The sequence below is a fragment of the Prevotella sp. P5-126 genome (assembly GCF_002251185.1).
GTDB lineage: Bacteria > Bacteroidota > Bacteroidia > Bacteroidales > Bacteroidaceae > Prevotella.
The window spans coordinates 20,740-38,716 of the sequence record NZ_NPIZ01000055.1; the positions used below are offsets into that span (position 1 = coordinate 20,740).

16 protein-coding genes are annotated in these 17,977 nt (G+C 42.8%); 14 read left to right on the forward strand and 2 right to left on the reverse strand.

The features are described 5' to 3' along the window. Positions 1-24: 24 nt before the first annotated feature. The 11 genes from CIK90_RS06610 (at position 25) to CIK90_RS06660 (ending at position 12,250) form a co-directional block, all read left to right on the forward strand. Positions 25-603 (forward strand): YigZ family protein, encoded by a 579-nt coding sequence (locus CIK90_RS06610; RefSeq protein WP_094389905.1) that lies wholly within the window; start codon positions 25-27, stop codon positions 601-603. 87 nt (positions 604-690) lie between these two features. After that, positions 691-4,125, forward strand: coding sequence for an isoleucine--tRNA ligase (gene ileS / locus CIK90_RS06615; RefSeq protein WP_094464651.1), 3,435 nt, complete (start codon positions 691-693; stop codon positions 4,123-4,125). Between the two features lie 27 nt (positions 4,126-4,152). After that, positions 4,153-4,536 carry a molecular chaperone DnaK gene (locus CIK90_RS06620; protein WP_094389907.1) on the forward strand — a complete coding sequence of 128 codons (384 nt, stop codon included), beginning with the start codon at positions 4,153-4,155 and terminating at the stop codon, positions 4,534-4,536. 4 nt (positions 4,537-4,540) lie between these two features. Continuing rightward, complete coding sequence (locus CIK90_RS06625; protein WP_254046301.1) at positions 4,541-5,173, forward strand: lipoprotein signal peptidase; 633 nt, start codon at positions 4,541-4,543, stop codon at positions 5,171-5,173. Positions 5,174-5,213: 40 nt separating this feature from the next. Continuing rightward, positions 5,214-6,182, forward strand: coding sequence for a DUF4296 domain-containing protein (locus tag CIK90_RS06630; protein WP_094389908.1), 969 nt, complete (start codon positions 5,214-5,216; stop codon positions 6,180-6,182). Positions 6,183-6,247: 65 nt separating this feature from the next. Beyond that, entirely contained in the window at positions 6,248-7,543 is a 1,296-nt protein-coding gene (locus tag CIK90_RS06635; protein WP_094464652.1) for an MFS transporter, read from the forward strand. Between the two features lie 17 nt (positions 7,544-7,560). Continuing rightward, a complete protein-coding gene (locus CIK90_RS06640) occupies positions 7,561-8,292 on the forward strand; it encodes a 16S rRNA (uracil(1498)-N(3))-methyltransferase (protein WP_094464653.1) in 732 nt (243 codons plus the stop codon). 2 nt (positions 8,293-8,294) lie between these two features. Then, complete coding sequence (locus tag CIK90_RS06645) at positions 8,295-8,939, forward strand: ATP-binding cassette domain-containing protein (protein ID WP_094447291.1); 645 nt, start codon at positions 8,295-8,297, stop codon at positions 8,937-8,939. Positions 8,940-8,959: 20 nt separating this feature from the next. Further along, positions 8,960-10,270 carry a phenylacetate--CoA ligase family protein gene (locus CIK90_RS06650; protein ID WP_094436180.1) on the forward strand — a complete coding sequence of 437 codons (1,311 nt, stop codon included), beginning with the start codon at positions 8,960-8,962 and terminating at the stop codon, positions 10,268-10,270. Between the two features lie 24 nt (positions 10,271-10,294). Then, positions 10,295-10,852: a DUF3256 family protein gene (locus CIK90_RS06655; protein WP_094464654.1), complete on the forward strand. Its 558-nt coding sequence runs from the start codon at positions 10,295-10,297 to the stop codon at positions 10,850-10,852. Positions 10,853-11,053: 201 nt separating this feature from the next. Next, positions 11,054-12,250 carry a uracil-xanthine permease family protein gene (locus CIK90_RS06660; RefSeq protein ID WP_094440060.1) on the forward strand — a complete coding sequence of 399 codons (1,197 nt, stop codon included), beginning with the start codon at positions 11,054-11,056 and terminating at the stop codon, positions 12,248-12,250. A 252-nt stretch (positions 12,251-12,502) separates the two neighbouring features. Here CIK90_RS06660 and CIK90_RS06665 read toward each other — a convergent pair whose 3' ends face one another. Continuing rightward, positions 12,503-13,393, reverse strand: a complete 891-nt coding sequence (locus CIK90_RS06665; protein ID WP_094389915.1) for a glycosyltransferase family 2 protein — start codon at positions 13,391-13,393, stop codon at positions 12,503-12,505. A gap of 126 nt (positions 13,394-13,519) precedes the next feature. On the opposite strand from CIK90_RS06665, the gene CIK90_RS06670 reads away from it, so the two are divergent. From CIK90_RS06670 to CIK90_RS06680, 3 genes are all read left to right on the forward strand, one after another. Further along, on the forward strand, positions 13,520-14,158 hold the full coding sequence (locus CIK90_RS06670; protein ID WP_094464655.1) for a lipocalin-like domain-containing protein: 639 nt from the start codon (positions 13,520-13,522) through the stop codon (positions 14,156-14,158). Positions 14,159-14,319: 161 nt separating this feature from the next. Then, positions 14,320-14,856, forward strand: coding sequence for a 30S ribosomal protein S16 (locus CIK90_RS06675; protein WP_094389916.1), 537 nt, complete (start codon positions 14,320-14,322; stop codon positions 14,854-14,856). Positions 14,857-14,989: 133 nt separating this feature from the next. After that, entirely contained in the window at positions 14,990-16,147 is a 1,158-nt protein-coding gene (locus tag CIK90_RS06680) for a glycosyltransferase family 4 protein (RefSeq protein ID WP_094464656.1), read from the forward strand. Between the two features lie 158 nt (positions 16,148-16,305). Here CIK90_RS06680 and CIK90_RS06685 read toward each other — a convergent pair whose 3' ends face one another. Next, entirely contained in the window at positions 16,306-17,967 is a 1,662-nt protein-coding gene (locus tag CIK90_RS06685) for an AMP-binding protein (protein WP_094464657.1), read from the reverse strand. Positions 17,968-17,977: the final 10 nt, after the last annotated feature.

Consider the following 17,977-nt stretch of genomic DNA (forward strand, 5'->3'; position numbering starts at 1 on the left):
TGGGACGTCCTTGAAAAACGTTAGATGACAGACGAATTTAAAACAATATCAGCGACAAGCGAGGGATACTACACCGAAAAACGGAGCAAGTTCCTCGCTTTCGCTCATCATGTGGAAAATCATGATGAAATAAAACTTATCTTGGCAGGGTATCGAAAAAAGTACTACGATGCTCGCCATGTTTGTTATGCGTATATGCTTGGTGCCGAACGTGCTGATTTTCGTGCAAATGATGATGGCGAACCAAGTAGTACAGCAGGAAAACCTATCTTGGGACAAATCAATTCAAACGAACTGACAGATATCCTTATTGTTGTCGTTAGATATTATGGCGGTGTCAATCTCGGAACTTCAGGACTTATTGTGGCTTACCGTGAAGCAGCAGCAGATGCTTTGGCGCATGCGAAGATGGAGTTGCGACAGGTGGAAGAAGAAGTCAGCTATACCTTTACCTATCCACAAATGAACGATGTAATGCGTATAGTCAAAGATATGAATCCACGTATTATTTCACAAACATATGATAATACCTGTGTCATCCGTATGGCTATCCGTAAAAGTGAGGCGCAACAATTACGTGACAGATTGGCGAAATTGTTGTAATACAGCGTATAATTTTGGATATTTCAGAAAAAAAAGTTACCTTTGCACATTATTTAATAAAGGAAACAAAAAAAACAAAATAAAACTATGGCAAAGAGATTCGCCGAACACGGCGGTTTGAACTTGACGCAGGTTAACAATGATATCCTGCAGATGTGGAAAGATAAGAACGTTTTCTTACGCTCTATTGACGAACGAGAGGGATGCCCACAATTCGTATTCTTTGAGGGACCTCCCTCAGCAAACGGACATCCTGGAATCCATCATGTACTTGCCCGTTCTATAAAAGATACTTTCAATAGATACAAGACCATGCAGGGCTATCAAGTACATCGTAAAGCAGGGTGGGATACTCATGGACTGCCTGTGGAGCTTGGAGTGGAGAAAGAACTCGGAATTACTAAGGCAGATATTGATAATAAAGAGAGCGAACGCTATATTTCTACAGAAGATTACAACCGTAAATGCCGTGAAAATGTGATGATGTACACCGCAGAATGGCGTGATCTTACTGAACGTATGGGTTACTTTGTGGATCTTGACCATCCCTATATCACTTACGACAATAAGTATATTGAAACCCTGTGGTGGCTTCTTAAGCAATTCTACCAGAAGAACCTTCTCTATAAGGGATACACTATACAGCCTTATTCGCCAGCAGCAGGAACGGGACTCTCGTCACATGAGTTGAACCAACCTGGTTGCTATCGTGATGTAAAGGATACTACTTGTACAGGAATGTTCAAAATCAAAGAGGCAGAAGGAAATGCTGTCGTTGATGCACTCAAACAAAAAGGATGGGGCGAGCTTTATTTCCTTGCTTGGACAACTACGCCTTGGACTCTTGCGGCTAACTCAGCACTCTGCGTAGGTCCTAAAATAGATTATGTGGCTGTTGAAACCTTTAATCCCTATACAGCAGCTCCCGTTACTGTCGTAATGGCAGAAGCACGCTTGAACGCATACTTTAAGCAAGAAGGTAAAAATGCTGATTTTGAAGCGTATAAGGCTGGTGACAAAATTATTCCTTGGCGTGTTGTAGAACATTATAAAGGAACCGATCTCGAGAATATTCATTATGAGCAGTTGCTGCCCATGATTTCGCCAATCGGTGAAGGCGCATTCCGTGTTATCCTTGGTGATTATGTGACCACTGAGGATGGTACAGGTATCGTACATATTGCACCAAACTTTGGTGCTGATGATGCTTTTGTTGCCAAAAAAGCTGGTGTTCCTGCCATTGTCTTGATCGATAAGAAAGGCGCAGAGCGTCCTGTAGTCGATCTCGAAGGTAAATACTATTTGGTTGAAGATCTCGATGCTGATTTTGTTAGCAAGTATGTTAATCTGGAAGAGTGGGGTAAATATAGTGGTCGTTATGTCAAAAATGCCTACGATGACACACTTACCGATAAAGACGAAACGCTCGACATCAGTATTTGTATGGACCTAAAAGCTGCTGGCAAGGTTTTCAGAATTGAGAAACATGTCCATAGCTATCCACATTGTTGGCGTACCGACAAACCAGTACTTTATTATCCACTCGATTCTTGGTTTATCCGTAGCTCGGCTTGCAAGGAGAGAATGAGCGAACTTAACAAAACCATCAACTGGCAACCAGAATCAACAGGAAGTGGACGTTTTGGCAACTGGCTTGACAACCTCAATGACTGGAACCTGTCACGTTCACGCTTCTGGGGTACTCCTTTGCCTATTTGGCGTTCAGAAGAAGGAGAAGAAATCTGTATCGGAAGTGTAGAAGAACTCTACAATGAAATAGAAAAATCAGTGGCTGCAGGCTTCATGAAGTCAAATCCATTGAAAGACCAAGGCTTTGTGCCAGGAAATATGTCGCAGGAAAACTACGACAAAATAGACTTGCACCGTCCTTACGTTGATTATATTATTCTGGTTAGCCAATCTGGTAAGCCAATGAAGCGTGAAGCAGACTTGATCGACGTTTGGTTCGATTCTGGTTCTATGCCTTATGCACAGATTCACTATCCATTTGAAAATCAAGATGCTATTGATAAGAAGAAAGCTTTCCCCGCTGACTTTATCAACGAGGGAGTCGATCAGACACGTGGTTGGTTCTTCACACTGCATGCAATCGCTACGATGATTTTCGATTCGGTAGCTTTCAAGAATGTAATATCATCAGGTCTTGTGTTGGACGCAAAAGGAAACAAAATGTCGAAACACGTCGGCAATGTGGTGAATCCTTTCGATATGATAGAGAAATATGGTACAGATGCCGTACGTCTTTACATGATGACCAATTCAGAACCTTGGGACAACTTGAAGTTTGACCCAGAGGGAGTGGATGAAGTGCGTCGCAAGTTCTTTGGAACACTTTACAATACATACAGCTTCTTTGCTTTGTATGCAAACGTAGATGGTTTTGAACCAGGCCAGCAGCAGATAGACTTTGCAAAACGTCCAGAAATTGACCGTTGGATTCTGTCTTGCTTGAATACATTGATTAAGAAAGTAACTGCAGAACTCGAAAACTATGATCCAACACGTGCAGGTCGTCTAATAGATGCATTTGTAAACAACGACCTTTCCAACTGGTACGTACGTCTTAATCGTAAACGTTTCTGGGGTAAGGAAATGAGTGACGACAAACGTTCAGCCTACGAGACTCTTTATACCTGTCTGATGAATGTAAGCCGCTTGTTGGCTCCATTTGCACCGTTCTATTCTGATCAGTTGTATCGTGACCTTGGTGGAGAGAAAGACAGCGTACACCTTGATGCTTATCCTACTGCAGATGAAGCATTGATAGACGCTGACCTTGAAGCAAGAATGGAAATGGCACAACAGATTACGTCTATGGTTCTTGCCTTGCGTCGTAAGGTCAATATCAAGGTGCGTCAACCGCTACAGAGCATCATGATTCCTGCCACTGCAGAACAAAAGCGTCACATAGAGGCTGTCAAAGATCTTATACTTAATGAAGTTAATGTCAAGGAGCTTAACTTTGTTGAAGGTGCAGGTATCCTTGTCAAGAAAGTGAAATGCAATTTCCGTACAATGGGTAAGAAGTATGGTAAACTCATGAAAGGTGTTGCAGCACAGATGAGTGGACTCTCTCAGGAGCAGATTGCTGATTTGGAGAATAAAGGTACTATTGCCATACAGGTTGACGGACAGAATCTTGATGTCGAACTGGCAGACGTAGAAATCATTAGTGAAGATATTCCCGGATGGCTTGTTGCTAACGAGGGTTCATTGACCGTTGCCCTTGAGGTCGAACTTACCGATGAGCTCAAGCAAGAGGGTATGGCTCGTGAAATTATCAACCGTGTGCAGAATATCCGTAAGGATAGCGGTTTGGAAATCACAGACCGTATTCACATCGTTCTTGCACCAAATGCAGAAATTGAGCAGGCTGTTAAGGGATTTGGTGATTATATCAAGACACAGGTTCTCGCCGATGATATTACTATCAGCCCCAATGATGGCATAGAAGTGGAATTTGATGATTTCAAACTGAATATACAAGTAACAAAATCCTGATTATAACAAATCCTAAATTTAAGTATTATGGCAACAGAAAAGACCAGATACACAGATGAAGAACTGGAAGAGTTCCGTCAGATTATCAACGAAAAGTTGGCATTGGCCAAACGTGATTACGATCAGATGATGCGAGTTCTGATGAATCAAGACTCTAATGATGTTGATGATACATCACCAACATATAAGGCTCTTGAAGAAGGAAGTGCTGCCCAGTCGAAAGAAGAAATTATCTCGCTTGCAGCTCGTCAGCAGAAGTTCATTCAAGGACTGAAGGCAGCATTGGTTCGTATTGAGAACAAAACTTATGGTATAGACCGGATTACCGGGAAACTCATACCAAAAGAACGCCTGCGTGCCGTTCCTCATGCCACCTTAAGTGTGGAGTCGAAAATGGCTGGCAAAAAATAGGTAAATGGCACTGAATCTTAAGATGAAACGCGGATGGATGGCAGCACTTATAGTGACCGCCATCCTCTTGATTGACCAAATTATCAAGATATTGGTCAAAACGAATATGGCACTCCACGAGCAGATAGAAATCTTCTCGTGGTTTAAAATCGTGTTCATTGAAAACAATGGTATGGCTTATGGAATGGAGATTGGCAGTAAACTGATACTTTCAATCTTTCGTATCATTGCCGTTGCCATACTCGGCTGGTATATTGTTCGACAGGTCAAGAAGAATGCACGTTGGGGATATATTGCCTGTTTGTCCATGGTAATGGCAGGTGCGGCAGGAAATATTTTTGATTCGATGTTCTATGGTCTGATATTCAACGCATCGTCCAATTATTATGTCTCATACTTCGTGCCCTTTGGAACAGGCTATGCTCCGTTTCTGATGGGTAAGGTGGTTGACATGTTCTATTTCCCACTTATCGTTACTACCTGGCCTGAGTGGATACCAAGAGTAGGTGGAAATCCATTTGTTTTCTTCAGCCCTGTCTTTAACTTTGCGGATGCGGCTATTTCAGTAGGTGCTGTTCTGTTGTTGCTTTTCTATAGGAAAGAAATTGGTGAGATTGAATTTAGAAGAAGCAAATGAAAATTGGCGCAACGAGGTATGCGCTCTAAAAAACGTGAATATGAAACATATAATAGTCATAATTCTGCTTCTGTCAGTTACGTTCTCCTGCAAACCCACAGTACCGGCTGACTATATTCAACCCAGCGACATGGAAGACATCCTTTATGATTACCATGTTGCTCAAGCTATGGGGCGTGAAGGACAAAAGAACAGCCTACCGTATGATGAGAATGGCTATTTTCAAGCTGTTTTACGTAAATATCAGGTTACCGAAGCTGAATTTGACTCTTCATTGGTGTACTATTACTCTCATGCTGAGAGACTGAAGAAAATATACCAGAATGTTAGTGAACGTCTCAATAACGAAGCTTCTGCCCTTGGTGTGACAAGTGGCTCTTTCGGACTTTCTACTTATGGTACAACAGGTGATACTGCCAATGTTTGGCGCGGTCCTTCGGAAGTGATGTTAATGCCATTGCCCACAGCCAATCGTTTTGACTTCTCCCTGAAAGCAGATTCCAGTTATCATAAAGGTGACAGTTTCATGTTCCAGTTTAACTCCGATTACATCTACGAGGCGGGCTCTCGTGATGCTGTAGTGTGCCTCTTATCTACATATGAAGGCGACAGTATCGTACAGACCGTTTATCATATCACGATGTCTGGACTTTCACAAATTCGTGTTCCTGTCAATCGTGACTATCGATTGAAGGAAATGACAGGCTTTGTTTATCTTGCTTCAGACCATCAAGATCGCAATGTACGTCGTATGATGTTTATTAACGACTTGCAACTGATTCGATTCCATCAGAGAAAAGAAGAACAAAACGACAAACCATTATCTGTAGAACCTATTAAAGATGAAACCAAGAAGGATAGCATGCTTAGAATTAAAGATGCCAGACCATTGTCTGCTGACACGGCAGGTCGTAATGATACAAAACGGAATCATACGCGAAGTATTCCCGTTAAACAAAGAATACCCATACACGGAATGGGTGCCCAAACGTCTGGAAGTAAGAAATGACGCACAGGGCAGACCAACCCTTTGGGATGATAACAAACCAATAACATAAAATAAAACAGAACAATATGAACATCAAAGTACGTTTGGCACTGATGAACTTTATCGAGTTTGCCGTTTGGGGAGCATACCTCACATCTATGGGCAATTATCTTGGTAAAGCGGGTATGGGAGCAGAAATCTCATGGTTCTATGCCATTCAAGGTGTTGTCTCAATCTTTATGCCTACACTTATAGGTATTGTGGCTGACAAATATATCCAGCCTCAACGTCTGTTGGGTTTGTGTCATCTTCTTGCAGGAGTTTCGATGTGTGGTTTGTTCTGGATGGGACAGACCGCTGGTCAGCCAGATGAATCCCTGTTTATGGCTGTTTATACCTTTAGTGTTGCTTTCTATATGCCTACCTTGGCATTGTCCAATACGGTGGCATTTACAATATTGAAGAACAATGGCCTTGATACGGTAAAAGATTTCCCACCCATTCGCGTGTTTGGAACAGTTGGTTTCATTGTCATGATGTGGCTTGTGAACTGTGCTGCATGGGATAATGGATCCTTGCTCTTTGTCTTGGGTGACAACAACAATAAGTTCCAATATACTCATTTCCAGTTCTTGGTTTCTGGCCTGATGAGTTTGGTACTTTTCTTGTATTGTTTCACATTCCCAGAGTGCAAATTAGTGAAGAAGGAAAAACAATCGCTTTCAGAAGCATGGGGACTTGACGCTTTCCGGTTATTCAAGAGCAAGCAGATGGCCCTTTTCTTTATTTTCTCCGCCATGTTGGGCATGTCTTTGCAGGTTACCAATGGTTATGCAACTCCATTTATCACATCATTCAAAGGTGATCCTGCCTTGATAAATACGTTTGCTGCCAACAACGCAACGCTGTTGGTGTCAATATCCCAGGTGGCCGAAGCACTTTGCATCCTGTTGATACCGTTTGTCCTTAAACGTTATGGTATCAAGATTGTCATGCTCATTGCCATGTTTGCATGGGTTTTACGCTTTGGATTCTTTGGATTGGGAAATCCTGCTTTCCCTGGAGTTATCCTGTTTGTGTTGTCGTGTATTGTATATGGTGTGGCTTTCGATTTCTTCAATGTGTCTGGCGGACTTTTTGTCGATCAGAAATGCGACATCAAGGTGCGCGCCTCTGCACAAGGACTGTTTATGCTGATGACGAATGGCCTTGGTGCCACCATTGGTACGTTATTGGCAGGTAAGATCATCAATCATTATTGTGCGTTCACTCCAGATGGTTATCTGATGGGTGATTGGCGCATTTGTTGGTTGATATTTGCGGGTTATGCACTTGTGGTGGGAATCCTTTTCGCCATTCTGTTCAAACCTAAGAATCTGTAAATTCGAAATGTAAAAGAATGAAAGAAGTTCGGTATTTCTATGTTCCAAAGGCTGGTGAGTGCGACGCCTTACCATCCGAAGAAGCACAACATGCTGTTCGGGTGTTGCGTTTGCAACCAGGCGATGAGATGATGTTAATGGATGGAGAGGGAACTTTCTATAAGGCGGAGGTCTCTGTTGCGTCCAATCATCATTGCTTATACCGCATCCTTGAGACATTACCACAACAGCGTCCTTGGAGTGGACGTATTCATTTGGCTATTGCACCGACAAAGATGCTTGACCGTATGGAATGGTTGTTGGAAAAAGCTGTGGAAGTGGGAGTCGATGATATTTCATTTTTGGATTGTCGCTTTTCGGAACGTCGGCAAATCAAACTTCCACGAATGGAAAAAATCGTGATTTCGGCCATGAAACAGAGCCGAAAGGCATGGAAAACGAATCTTGATGAAATGCAATCTTTCAGCCAGTTTGTCGCTGCAGAACGACCTGGTGACAAGTTTATTGCCCATTGCTATGAAGAAGTCGAACGCACTTATCTTTTTGACGAATTGAATCATCTGCCTGCAGACACACCTGTTACCATACTTGTTGGTCCTGAAGGTGATTTCTCTATAGAAGAGGTGCGACAGGCTATCAGTCAGGGGTACAAATCCGTACATTTGGGAAAGAGTCGTCTGCGTACGGAAACAGCAGGATTGTCTGCTGTAATGATGGCTCAGTTGTGCAAACCTTATAAAACAGATTAGACATGCATAGCATTTCTTTTAATCAAGTGACTCCACAGGTGTTTGCAGAGGTTACAGATTTGCATTCAGAAGTGTGGAAGTCACAGGTAACCTTTGAACGTGGCAAGAAATACCTTGTCGCAGCAGATAGTGGCTGTGGTAAAAGTACGTTCTGTAGTTATCTTCAGGGTTATAGAAATGATTATACAGGACAGATTCTTTTCGACAAGACGGATATTAAATCTTATGCTATTAGGCAATGGGTAGAAGTTCGCCAACGTCATATCGCTATGCTCTTTCAGGAAATGCGCCTTTTCGCGGAACTTACTGCGTATGAAAACGTAATGATAAAGAATCGCCTGACTTCTTCAGCGTCGGCGGTTGAAGTCAAAGACTGGTTTTCGCGGCTTGGACTTTCTGACAAACTTGATGTGAAGGCAGGTCAACTTTCACAAGGTCAACAGCAAAGGGTAGCCTTGCTGCGCTCTCTTGTACAGCCTTTTGATTTTCTCGTAGCTGACGAACCCATTTCTCACCTTGATGACACGAATTCCTATGAAATGGCTCATATCATCAGAGAAATAATAGATAAAAATGGAGCTGGTCTTATAGTAACAAGTATAGGTCGCGATCTTCCATTTGATTATGATAAAACATTAAAACTATAAAACATAAATACAGAGCAAAAATGAAAAACGTAGAATACTGGCAACCGGAGCTTGAGACCATGCCCCGTCAGCAATTAGAGGCACTTCAGGTAGAAAAACTCCGTCGAACTATTGATATATGCCTTCAATCCCCCTTTTACAAACGGGTGTTGGGCGAACGAGGTATTACATCAGATACTATCAAGACCATTGATGATGTAAGACGCTTGCCTTTTACCACTAAACAGGACTTGCGCGAAAACTATCCTTTCGGACTTGTTGGAGGCAATATGAAAGATGCAATCCGCATCCATTCTTCCAGTGGTACAACAGGAAATCCGACAGTTGTGACATATTCTCGCCATGATATAGAGTCATGGGCAAATATGATTGCTCGTAGTATGTATATGGTTGGTTGCAGAGATACTGATGTCTTCCAAAATTCCAGTGGCTACGGCATGTTTACTGGCGGATTAGGTTTCCAGTATGGTGCAGAAAAACTTGGAGCCACTACGGTACCTGCTGCTGCTGGTAACTCTAAGCGTCAGATTATGTTCATCCGTGATTTTGGCACTACTTGTCTTCATGCCATTCCGTCTTATGCCATTCGTCTTGCGGAAGTTTTTCATGAAGAAGGTATAGATCCACGAAGCACAAAGTTGCATACTCTGTTTATAGGGGCAGAGCCACATACAGATGAGCAACGACGTCGCATCGAGCGATTGTTGGGGGTGAAAGCCTATAATTCTTTTGGAATGACCGAGATGAATGGTCCTGGTGTAGCTTTTGAGTGTCAGGAACAAAACGGTATGCACCTCTGGGAAGATAACTACATCTTGGAAATCATAGATCCCGATACTTTAGAACCCGTTCCTGATGGAGAAATCGGAGAAATGGTTCTTACCACTCTCGACCGTACTATGATGCCCATTTTGCGTTATCGCACTCATGATTTGACTCGTATTCTGCCTGGCGATTGCCCGTGCGGACGCACTCATAGACGCATTGACCGTATCAAAGGTCGTACAGATGACATGTTCATCATTAAGGGAGTTAATGTGTTCCCCATGCAAGTGGAAAAGATACTTGTCAAATATCCCGGTTTGGGAAGCAATTATCTTATTACGCTTGATTCAGAAGGCGATAATGATGTAATGACTGTTGATGTGGAACTCGATGGATTGAATACAGACGTCTATCCCGAACTTCAGAGAATGACCAAAGACATTCAGCGTGCATTGAAAGACGAAATACTTCTTACGCCTCGTGTACGTTTGGTAAAGAAGGGGTCTCTTCCGCAGAGTGAAGGTAAGGCGGTTCGTGTAAAAGATCTTCGTCCCGGACGTGGATAAGACAGGGATAAAAATGAACCGAACATGAGAAAGATAATAATCCTTGGAATATTGATATTGACGACTTTCGCAGCTGAGGCACAAAATACGATGAAAGATGTATTTCTCAGCATGCCGAAATCGTTAACACCTGAATTGACAGAAAACAACAGACTTGACATGGTGGATTTCATAGAATCGAAAATGAAAGCTCGTGTAGATAATCTGTTGGATGGACATAGCGAATTGCTGATGCTTAACGATAAAGCGTTCTCTTTGCAAATAAGTGAAACCTTGCGGTATGATGTCCGCTTGCTGTTGGCAGATGGAGACAGTATCATCTGTTTGGTAGCTACTTATGGAAAAGATGCTCCAGAAAGTAATGTAACATTTTATAAGGCCAGTTGGGAACCGATTCCATCCAGCCAGTTGATCACTCTTCCTCAACAGATGTATGTGGCCTCATTTGTTTCTCCAGATAATTCCGATTTGCAGATAATATATTCTCAGGCTCTTAATCCTGTTGCTATGGAAGGACAAAAAAATGAAAAAGAAACAGCTGTGATGTTGAAGTGGAATGGTAAAAGGTTTAATGAAAGTTAAAATTTTAAAGAAATATACGAAAACTCTTGCAGGTATAAAAAAAAACGTCTATATTTGCAACGTGTTTTTCATGGTATTAGATTATTAAGGTTAATTGAAAATTGCTTGTCGTGAGACAAGCAATTTTTTTTGAAATGTATTATACCTTAAAACCAATTACTACAATCTTGATTAAATCATTCAATACTAATAATAACTATTATGGAAACAGAACAACTATCGACAGTTAAGAAAACCATCGTAGGCGTACAATTTCTCTTTGTGGCTTTCGGTGCAACTGTTCTTGTGCCACTACTGATTGGCATTGATCCTGCAACGGCTTTATTTACCGCAGGTCTGGGAACATTTCTCTTTCATTTTCTTACCAAAGGGAAAGTCCCGATTTTTCTGGGAAGTTCATTTGCTTTTATTGCCCCAATTATCGCTGCTTCCAAACAGTGGGGGCTTCCAGGGACAATAGCGGGACTAACCAGTGTGTCATTAGTCTATTTTGTGATGAGTGCTCTTGTCAAGTGGCAAGGAAAACGTCTTCTTGACCGTATCTTTCCTCCTATTGTCATTGGGCCTGCTATTATTCTGATAGGTCTGTCGTTATCAGGAAGTGCTGTGAATATGGCAAAGACCAATTGGATCTTGGCTTTTGCTGCGCTTATCACAGCTATTCTCGTTTTGACCTTTTGCCGTGGACTTATGAAACTTGTTCCTATTATAACAGGTGTGGTAGTTGGTTATGTGTTGGCCATTGCAATGGGTGAGGTCGATTTCTCTGGAGTAATCGCTGCGCCTTGGATATCCTGCCCTGTGTCGTTTGACACGTTGAGTCATTTCTCTTGGGGACCTTTCATCTATATGTTGCCAGTGGCAATAGCTCCGGTTCTTGAGCACATTGGAGATGTTTACGTTGTAAGTGCGGTTGCTGACAAGGATTTTGTCAAGGAGCCAGGCCTTCATCGGACAATGCTGGGAGACGGAGCTGCCTGTTTGGCATCTGCCGTACTTGGTGGTCCTCCCGAAACAACCTATTCTGAAGTGACTGGTGCAATGTCTATCACAAAAGTCACCAGTCCGGTTGTTATCCGGATTGCAGCAGCCACAGCCATCTGCTTTTCTATTGTAGGCAAACTTAGTGCATTGCTTCAGAGTATTCCTCAGGCTGTTTTGGGCGGCATCATGCTTCTTCTGTTTGGAACGATTGCAAGTGTTGGTGTTCAGAATCTGATGCATAATAAGGTTGATTTAAACAAAACGCGCAATGTCATCATCATGTCTGTCATGTTGACCATGGGATTGGGTGGGGCAGTGCTCTCGTCAGGTTCATTTACCATTTCTGGCATTGGCCTCTCAGCAGTTGTTGGTGTAGTGTTGAATTTGATTCTTCCAGACAAGAAAGCTGAGTGAAAACTCACCAATATCAATGGCCCCCTGAAATTATTAACGAAGTTCCCAACGATATAAATACTAATCCGCAATGCCTAATTTAGGTGTTGCGGATTTTTATAGGTATGCTCGGCATAATTCTAAATAGGCAATAAAACAACAAAGGGCATAACTAATCCCAAAAATATTGTTGTTCAATTTACATTGCGTCCATTCTTCCGTCCTTATGAGTAGAAAGAATAGCAAACGAAGAATGAAATTTCCCCTTCGATATTATGGTTTCAATGATGCGAAGAACATGAGTTTGTATAGATTGTACAGTTGTGAGACAGGTCTCTCGCCATTTAGGTTGCGCATGAGATAATAGCCGATGGAACTTCTATATATTAAGCGTAAAACAGGCAAGAGTCCAATCTTCTTAAGAACTTCCACATGCTGGAGTAACCGAGAGTAGGGGACAATGTCTTTACGGAATTTATACAAAGTATGCATAGCTTCTTCCGTCTTGATCATGAAATAAGTGTTTGATTCAAAACGGGTGAGATATACAGGATTCTCAATGTGTGAGATGATGATTCCGTTTTGTTTCAATGTCTTTCCGAAAATCACATCCTCGTAGCCGTATTGGCGAAAGCGTTCATCAAAACGGCAACCTTCCATTACTTTGTGTTCGATGAGAAAATTGGTGGTTCTGAAATTCTTGTATGGGTTGCGTTTCCGTTGTTTTGCAGTATATTCTTTCTCATGCGTTTTCTCGTAATGGTAGCGCAAACTGTGACGCAGTTTATTTGCATCTCCACCAATGCATAAGCCACCACAAACCACCGAAGCCTTGTTGTCAAGATAGCGTTTCAGATAGTCTGGGTCAAGGATGTCCACATCGCAGTCAAGAAATAGTAATGTGTCATATTCTGCCTTGTCTGCCAACCAGTTGCGGATGATTGCACGCCCCATGTTTTCTTCATGGATGATATAACGCACATGGTCGATTGCTGCCACTGGTCTGTTCTGATCAACGTATTTGGGATTGGTAGAACCATCTTCGACAACGATAATTTCGAAGTCGATGCCACAATTGACAGCTTGAATGTGTAGTTCTTGGACCAACGCACAGCAGTTTCTGTTGAATACAGGTATAAGTATGGATAATCCTTGCTTGTACATGATTGCAAAAGTAGTAAAAAATGTTTGTATGGTGAAATTTTGTCGATATTATTTTGCATTTTTCTTGAATTATAGTACTTTTGCGCGACATTTTAATAATATATTAATGATATAGGCATAAGAACAATGAAAAAGTTATCTTTGAAATCAGTTATTATGGGCTTCATGCTCATGATGTGTGCAATCGCAAATGCACAGTCAATCAGTGGCGTACTTGATAGCGTACTTGGCAATAATACCACCAGTAGCGGAGGTTCGAATCTTATTTCTAATCTTACTGCTATCTTCTCAGGTAAGAAACAGGCCAGTGCAGCAAATATTGTCGGAACATGGGTTTATGAAGAACCAGCCATCGTTCTTAAATCAGACAATGTGTTGACGAATGCTGCGGCCAAGATTGCGGCCAACAAGATGGAAAGTATTCTTCAGACCAAACTGACAACCGTAGGCATCAAACCAGGTGCAATGACGATGACTTTCCAACAAGATGGTACTTTCACTTCAACATTAAAGGGAAAGACCACCCAAGGAAAATGGAGTGTCAAGGACTCCAAGTTGCAGCTTACCACGTTGGGTGTTAAGTCAGTCAGCATCACCACTCAGTTGGAAGGCAAGAAACTCATGTTTGTTGCAAACTCAACCAAGTTGCTCAATCTCTTCAAGGCATTTGGTTCCAAGTCGGGTAACGCAAACCTCCAGACCGTTTCCAAATTGATGAAAAATGTGAATGGAATGGAAGTCGGTGTGACGATGAAAAAGAAGTAAAATGCGGCGTAATACCCGTAATTGGTTAAAAAAACGAAAACAAAAGGATAAAACTTTTCAAAAAACGCTGATATTCCGAAAAATAGCAGTACCTTTGCATCCGCTATTACGAGATAGTAGCACGAAATTCAATTATTAAACATTAAAAGTTATTTAAAACAATGGCAACAAAAATCAGATTGCAACGTCGCGGTCGTAAGAGCTATGCTTTCTATAGCATCGTAATCGCAGACGCAAGAGCACCACGTGATGGTAAATTTACTGAGAAGATTGGAACTTTCAATCCTAACACCAATCCTGCCACAGTAGATTTGAATTTCGAACGCGCACTTTACTGGGTAGAGGCAGGCGCACAGCCCACCGATACCGTTCGCAACATCCTCAGCGGTGAGGGCGTTTACCTGATGAAGCACCTCCGTGGTGGTATTAAGAAGGGCGCTTTCGACGAGGCTGCTGCTCAGAAGAAGTTCGACGCATGGAAGGCTGACAAGCAGAAGGGTCTCGACAAGGTTCGTGAAGACGAGGTCAAAGCCAAGAAAGAGGCTGCTGCTCAGGAGCTCGCTCAGGAAAAGAAACTGAATGAGGAAATGGCCAAGAAGGTAGCTGAGAAGAAGGCTGCTGCTGAGGCTGCAAAGGCAGAGGAAGAGGCCGCAAAGGCTGCTGCTGAAGCAGAGACAGAAGCTCCTGCTGAAGCTTAATTTCCCTTCACACAACGAAACAAAGGAGAGGACGGATGGCAATATTCCGTTCTCTTTTTTTGTTCTATATATTTCCAACGCGGTTTTCTCCTTATTATATTACTACCAACAAACTTACGATCTTCCTTTTTTTATGCACATTCTTGAAATTCCATCATTCTTCCCTCCTTATGGTGGCGAGTTCTGTCTTGAGCAGTCCAAGGCTTTACAGCAGCTCGGCCATGAAGTTCGGATATTGAGTCGCGTTCAACTTGGTATTACTAAAGGTTGGAAAGACTATCTCTTTCTCCCATATACTATGGGTGTAGAAACCATGGATGGGGTAGAGGTGTGGCGTGATTTTCAACGTGGAATCCCCAAGGTGGTGCGTCCCAATGTTGATAGATGGCTGAAAGGAGTGTTGAAATTGTCAGAAGAGTATTTCCGTCAATATGGTTGTCCCGACGTCATCCATGCCCATTGCGTGAAATGGGCAGGTCGTGCCGCCATGTTGATAGCGCAGCACCACCGCATCCCTTTTGTGATTACCGAACATCTTCCTTCCATGATTTATGAAGAAGAGTTCCGTAGAGCGTCTCTGGGACAATGGGAAATCCCCCTGTTGCGTGAAGCGTTGGAAAAAGCGGATAGGGTAGTGGTCGTTTCCGAGGAGTTAGTGGATGAACTCGCACCGTATTTTGGTAAGCGTTACTCCCATCAGGTCGTTTCTAATATGATAGACACTCGCTTCTTTCATTATGCCAAACGTCAACCTTCTGATACGTTTCGTTTTTGTGCCATAGGCAATTTCATTCCGCGTAAGGGTTACGATATTTTAGCAGGAGCATTTCGGAGATTGAAGAGTCAAGGGGTGAATGCCAGTCTGACGTTGGTTGGTCCTGATACCGATTCTGCCTCTTGCCGCCGCCTTTATGCGAATATTCCAGATGTGCGTTTCGTGGGAACCACAGATAAGATTGGTGTTCGCGACATCCTTTACTCTGCTGATGCTTTAGTGCTTCCCACTCGTAGCGAATCACAGGGCTTGGTTTTGTTGGAGGCTATGAGTACGGGTATTCCCGTCATTACCACCGATGTTGTTCCGCAGAGCGTCCGTCAGCATGATGGTTGTGTGACCGTGCCTACCGAAGATGCGGTTTCGTTGAGCCATGCAATGGTTCGCTTAATCAGTGAACATTTTTCATCCGAACACATTTCTTCTGCCATTTCCGAAAGTTATTCTCCACATATCATCGGAAACCAATTGCAACAGTTGTTTTTCTCGCTGTTAGAGCGTCAAGTGAAACAATGAGCGTGGTGACATAAAAATGCAGACGGACATGCTGACCTGTTGGCGTAAAAAAAAACTTTGCGTTTCCAAAACACGGGAGCGCAAAGTTTTTTTATCTACCGATTAGCTTTCAAATCCGCTTTACACACGCAGACTTGTGCGTAAACTCTTTCATCGTCTTATTTGTAGAGGTATCGTTTGATGCTCTTTTTAGGAGTTTTCTCAAATTCTTCCTTCTGTATTTCTATTTCGGTGATTTTCTCGTAAGCGGGGAGTAGTTCGTTGAGTTGCTGACGGTTCTGCTCCATGACATTGTAGATGTCCTCCTCGTTGAAGTTCATATTCTTCGCTTCATCGTAATCAGGATAAACCAGACCGACAAGCTTGTTGTTGCGCTGAACAACCACAGTTTCCACCACCATAGCCATAGAGTTGAACTTATCTTCTATCTCTTCGGGGTAGATGTTCTGTCCGCTGGGTCCCAGAAGCATGTTTTTCGATCTTCCGTTGATAAACACGTTTTTGTCGTCGTCCATGGTACCAAGGTCTCCCGTATGATACCATCCGTCTTTATCAATAGTTTCTTTGGTAGCTTCATCGTTCTTGTAGTAGCCCAACATGACATTGAGTCCGCGTGCCAAGATTTCACCAGGTTTTGTACTGGGACTGTCTGAGTCAATTTTCACCTCCATGTGAACTACAGGTTGTCCGCAAGAACCCAGTCTGAAGGTATGCCAGTCGCGGTAGCAGATGATAGGTGCACATTCAGTGGCTCCGTATCCTACGGTGTATGGGAATTCTATTTTGCGGAGGAACGTTTCGATTTCGCGGTTAAACGCAGCACCTCCGATGATTACTTCATAGAGTTCACCTCCAAAAGCCTTCACCACTTCCTGACAGATCATCTGTTTTACCTTTTTGGAGATGACAGGCATTGCCATGAGGAGACGCATGCGGTTGTTTTGTATTTTGGGGAATACCTTCTTTCTGATAATCTTTTCGATGATCAGCGGAACAGCGATGATGATTCTTGGTTTGATGTCGGCAAATGCTTGTGCAATGATGGCAGGCGATGGTACGCGGTTAAGATAATAGACGTGGCATCCGTAGAGGAATTCAAATAGAAATTCGAAAGCCATTCCATACATGTGTGCCATGGGGAGAATGGAGATGATGCGGTCGCCCGTTTTGATGGTGTTGCCCAGTACGTTCACGGCAAAGTCGAAGTTCGACCACAGTGCGCGGTAGGGAATCATCACACCTTTAGAGAATCCCGTAGTACCACTGGTATAGTTGATCAGCGCCAGTTGTTCTCCGTTGTCTTCATATTCGTAGTGTACGTGTTCTTTGCGGAAATATTTTGGAAATTTCTTACCGTAAAGTTCGTTAAGATGTTCGCGTGCGTATGTCAGTTTGTCTGTTCTTGAAAGCATGAGAGAGTAGTCGGGGTTGTTGACAATACCCTCAAGATGTGGCATTTGCACAGGGTCAATCTGTGTAGCCACATGGTCGCCCACGAAAAGCAGTTTTGCATCAGAGTGGTTGACAATGTTGTGGATTTGTTCCGGCATGAATTCGTGCAGGATAGGCACGGCAATAGCTCCGTAGGTCAGCGTGGCAAGAAAAGCCACTGCCCATTGGTTTGAGTTTCTTCCGCAGAGTGCGACTTTATCGCCTTTCTGTACACCACAGTTTTCAAAGAGAATATGCAGTTTCTCTATCTTACGTGCCACATCGTGATATTGTAGCGTGGCTCCCTTGTAATCGGTCAAGGCATCAAGATCCCAATTGGTCTTGATGCTTTGCTCGATGAGTTGTATGAAACTTGGTACGTTTTCCATCTTCTACGAT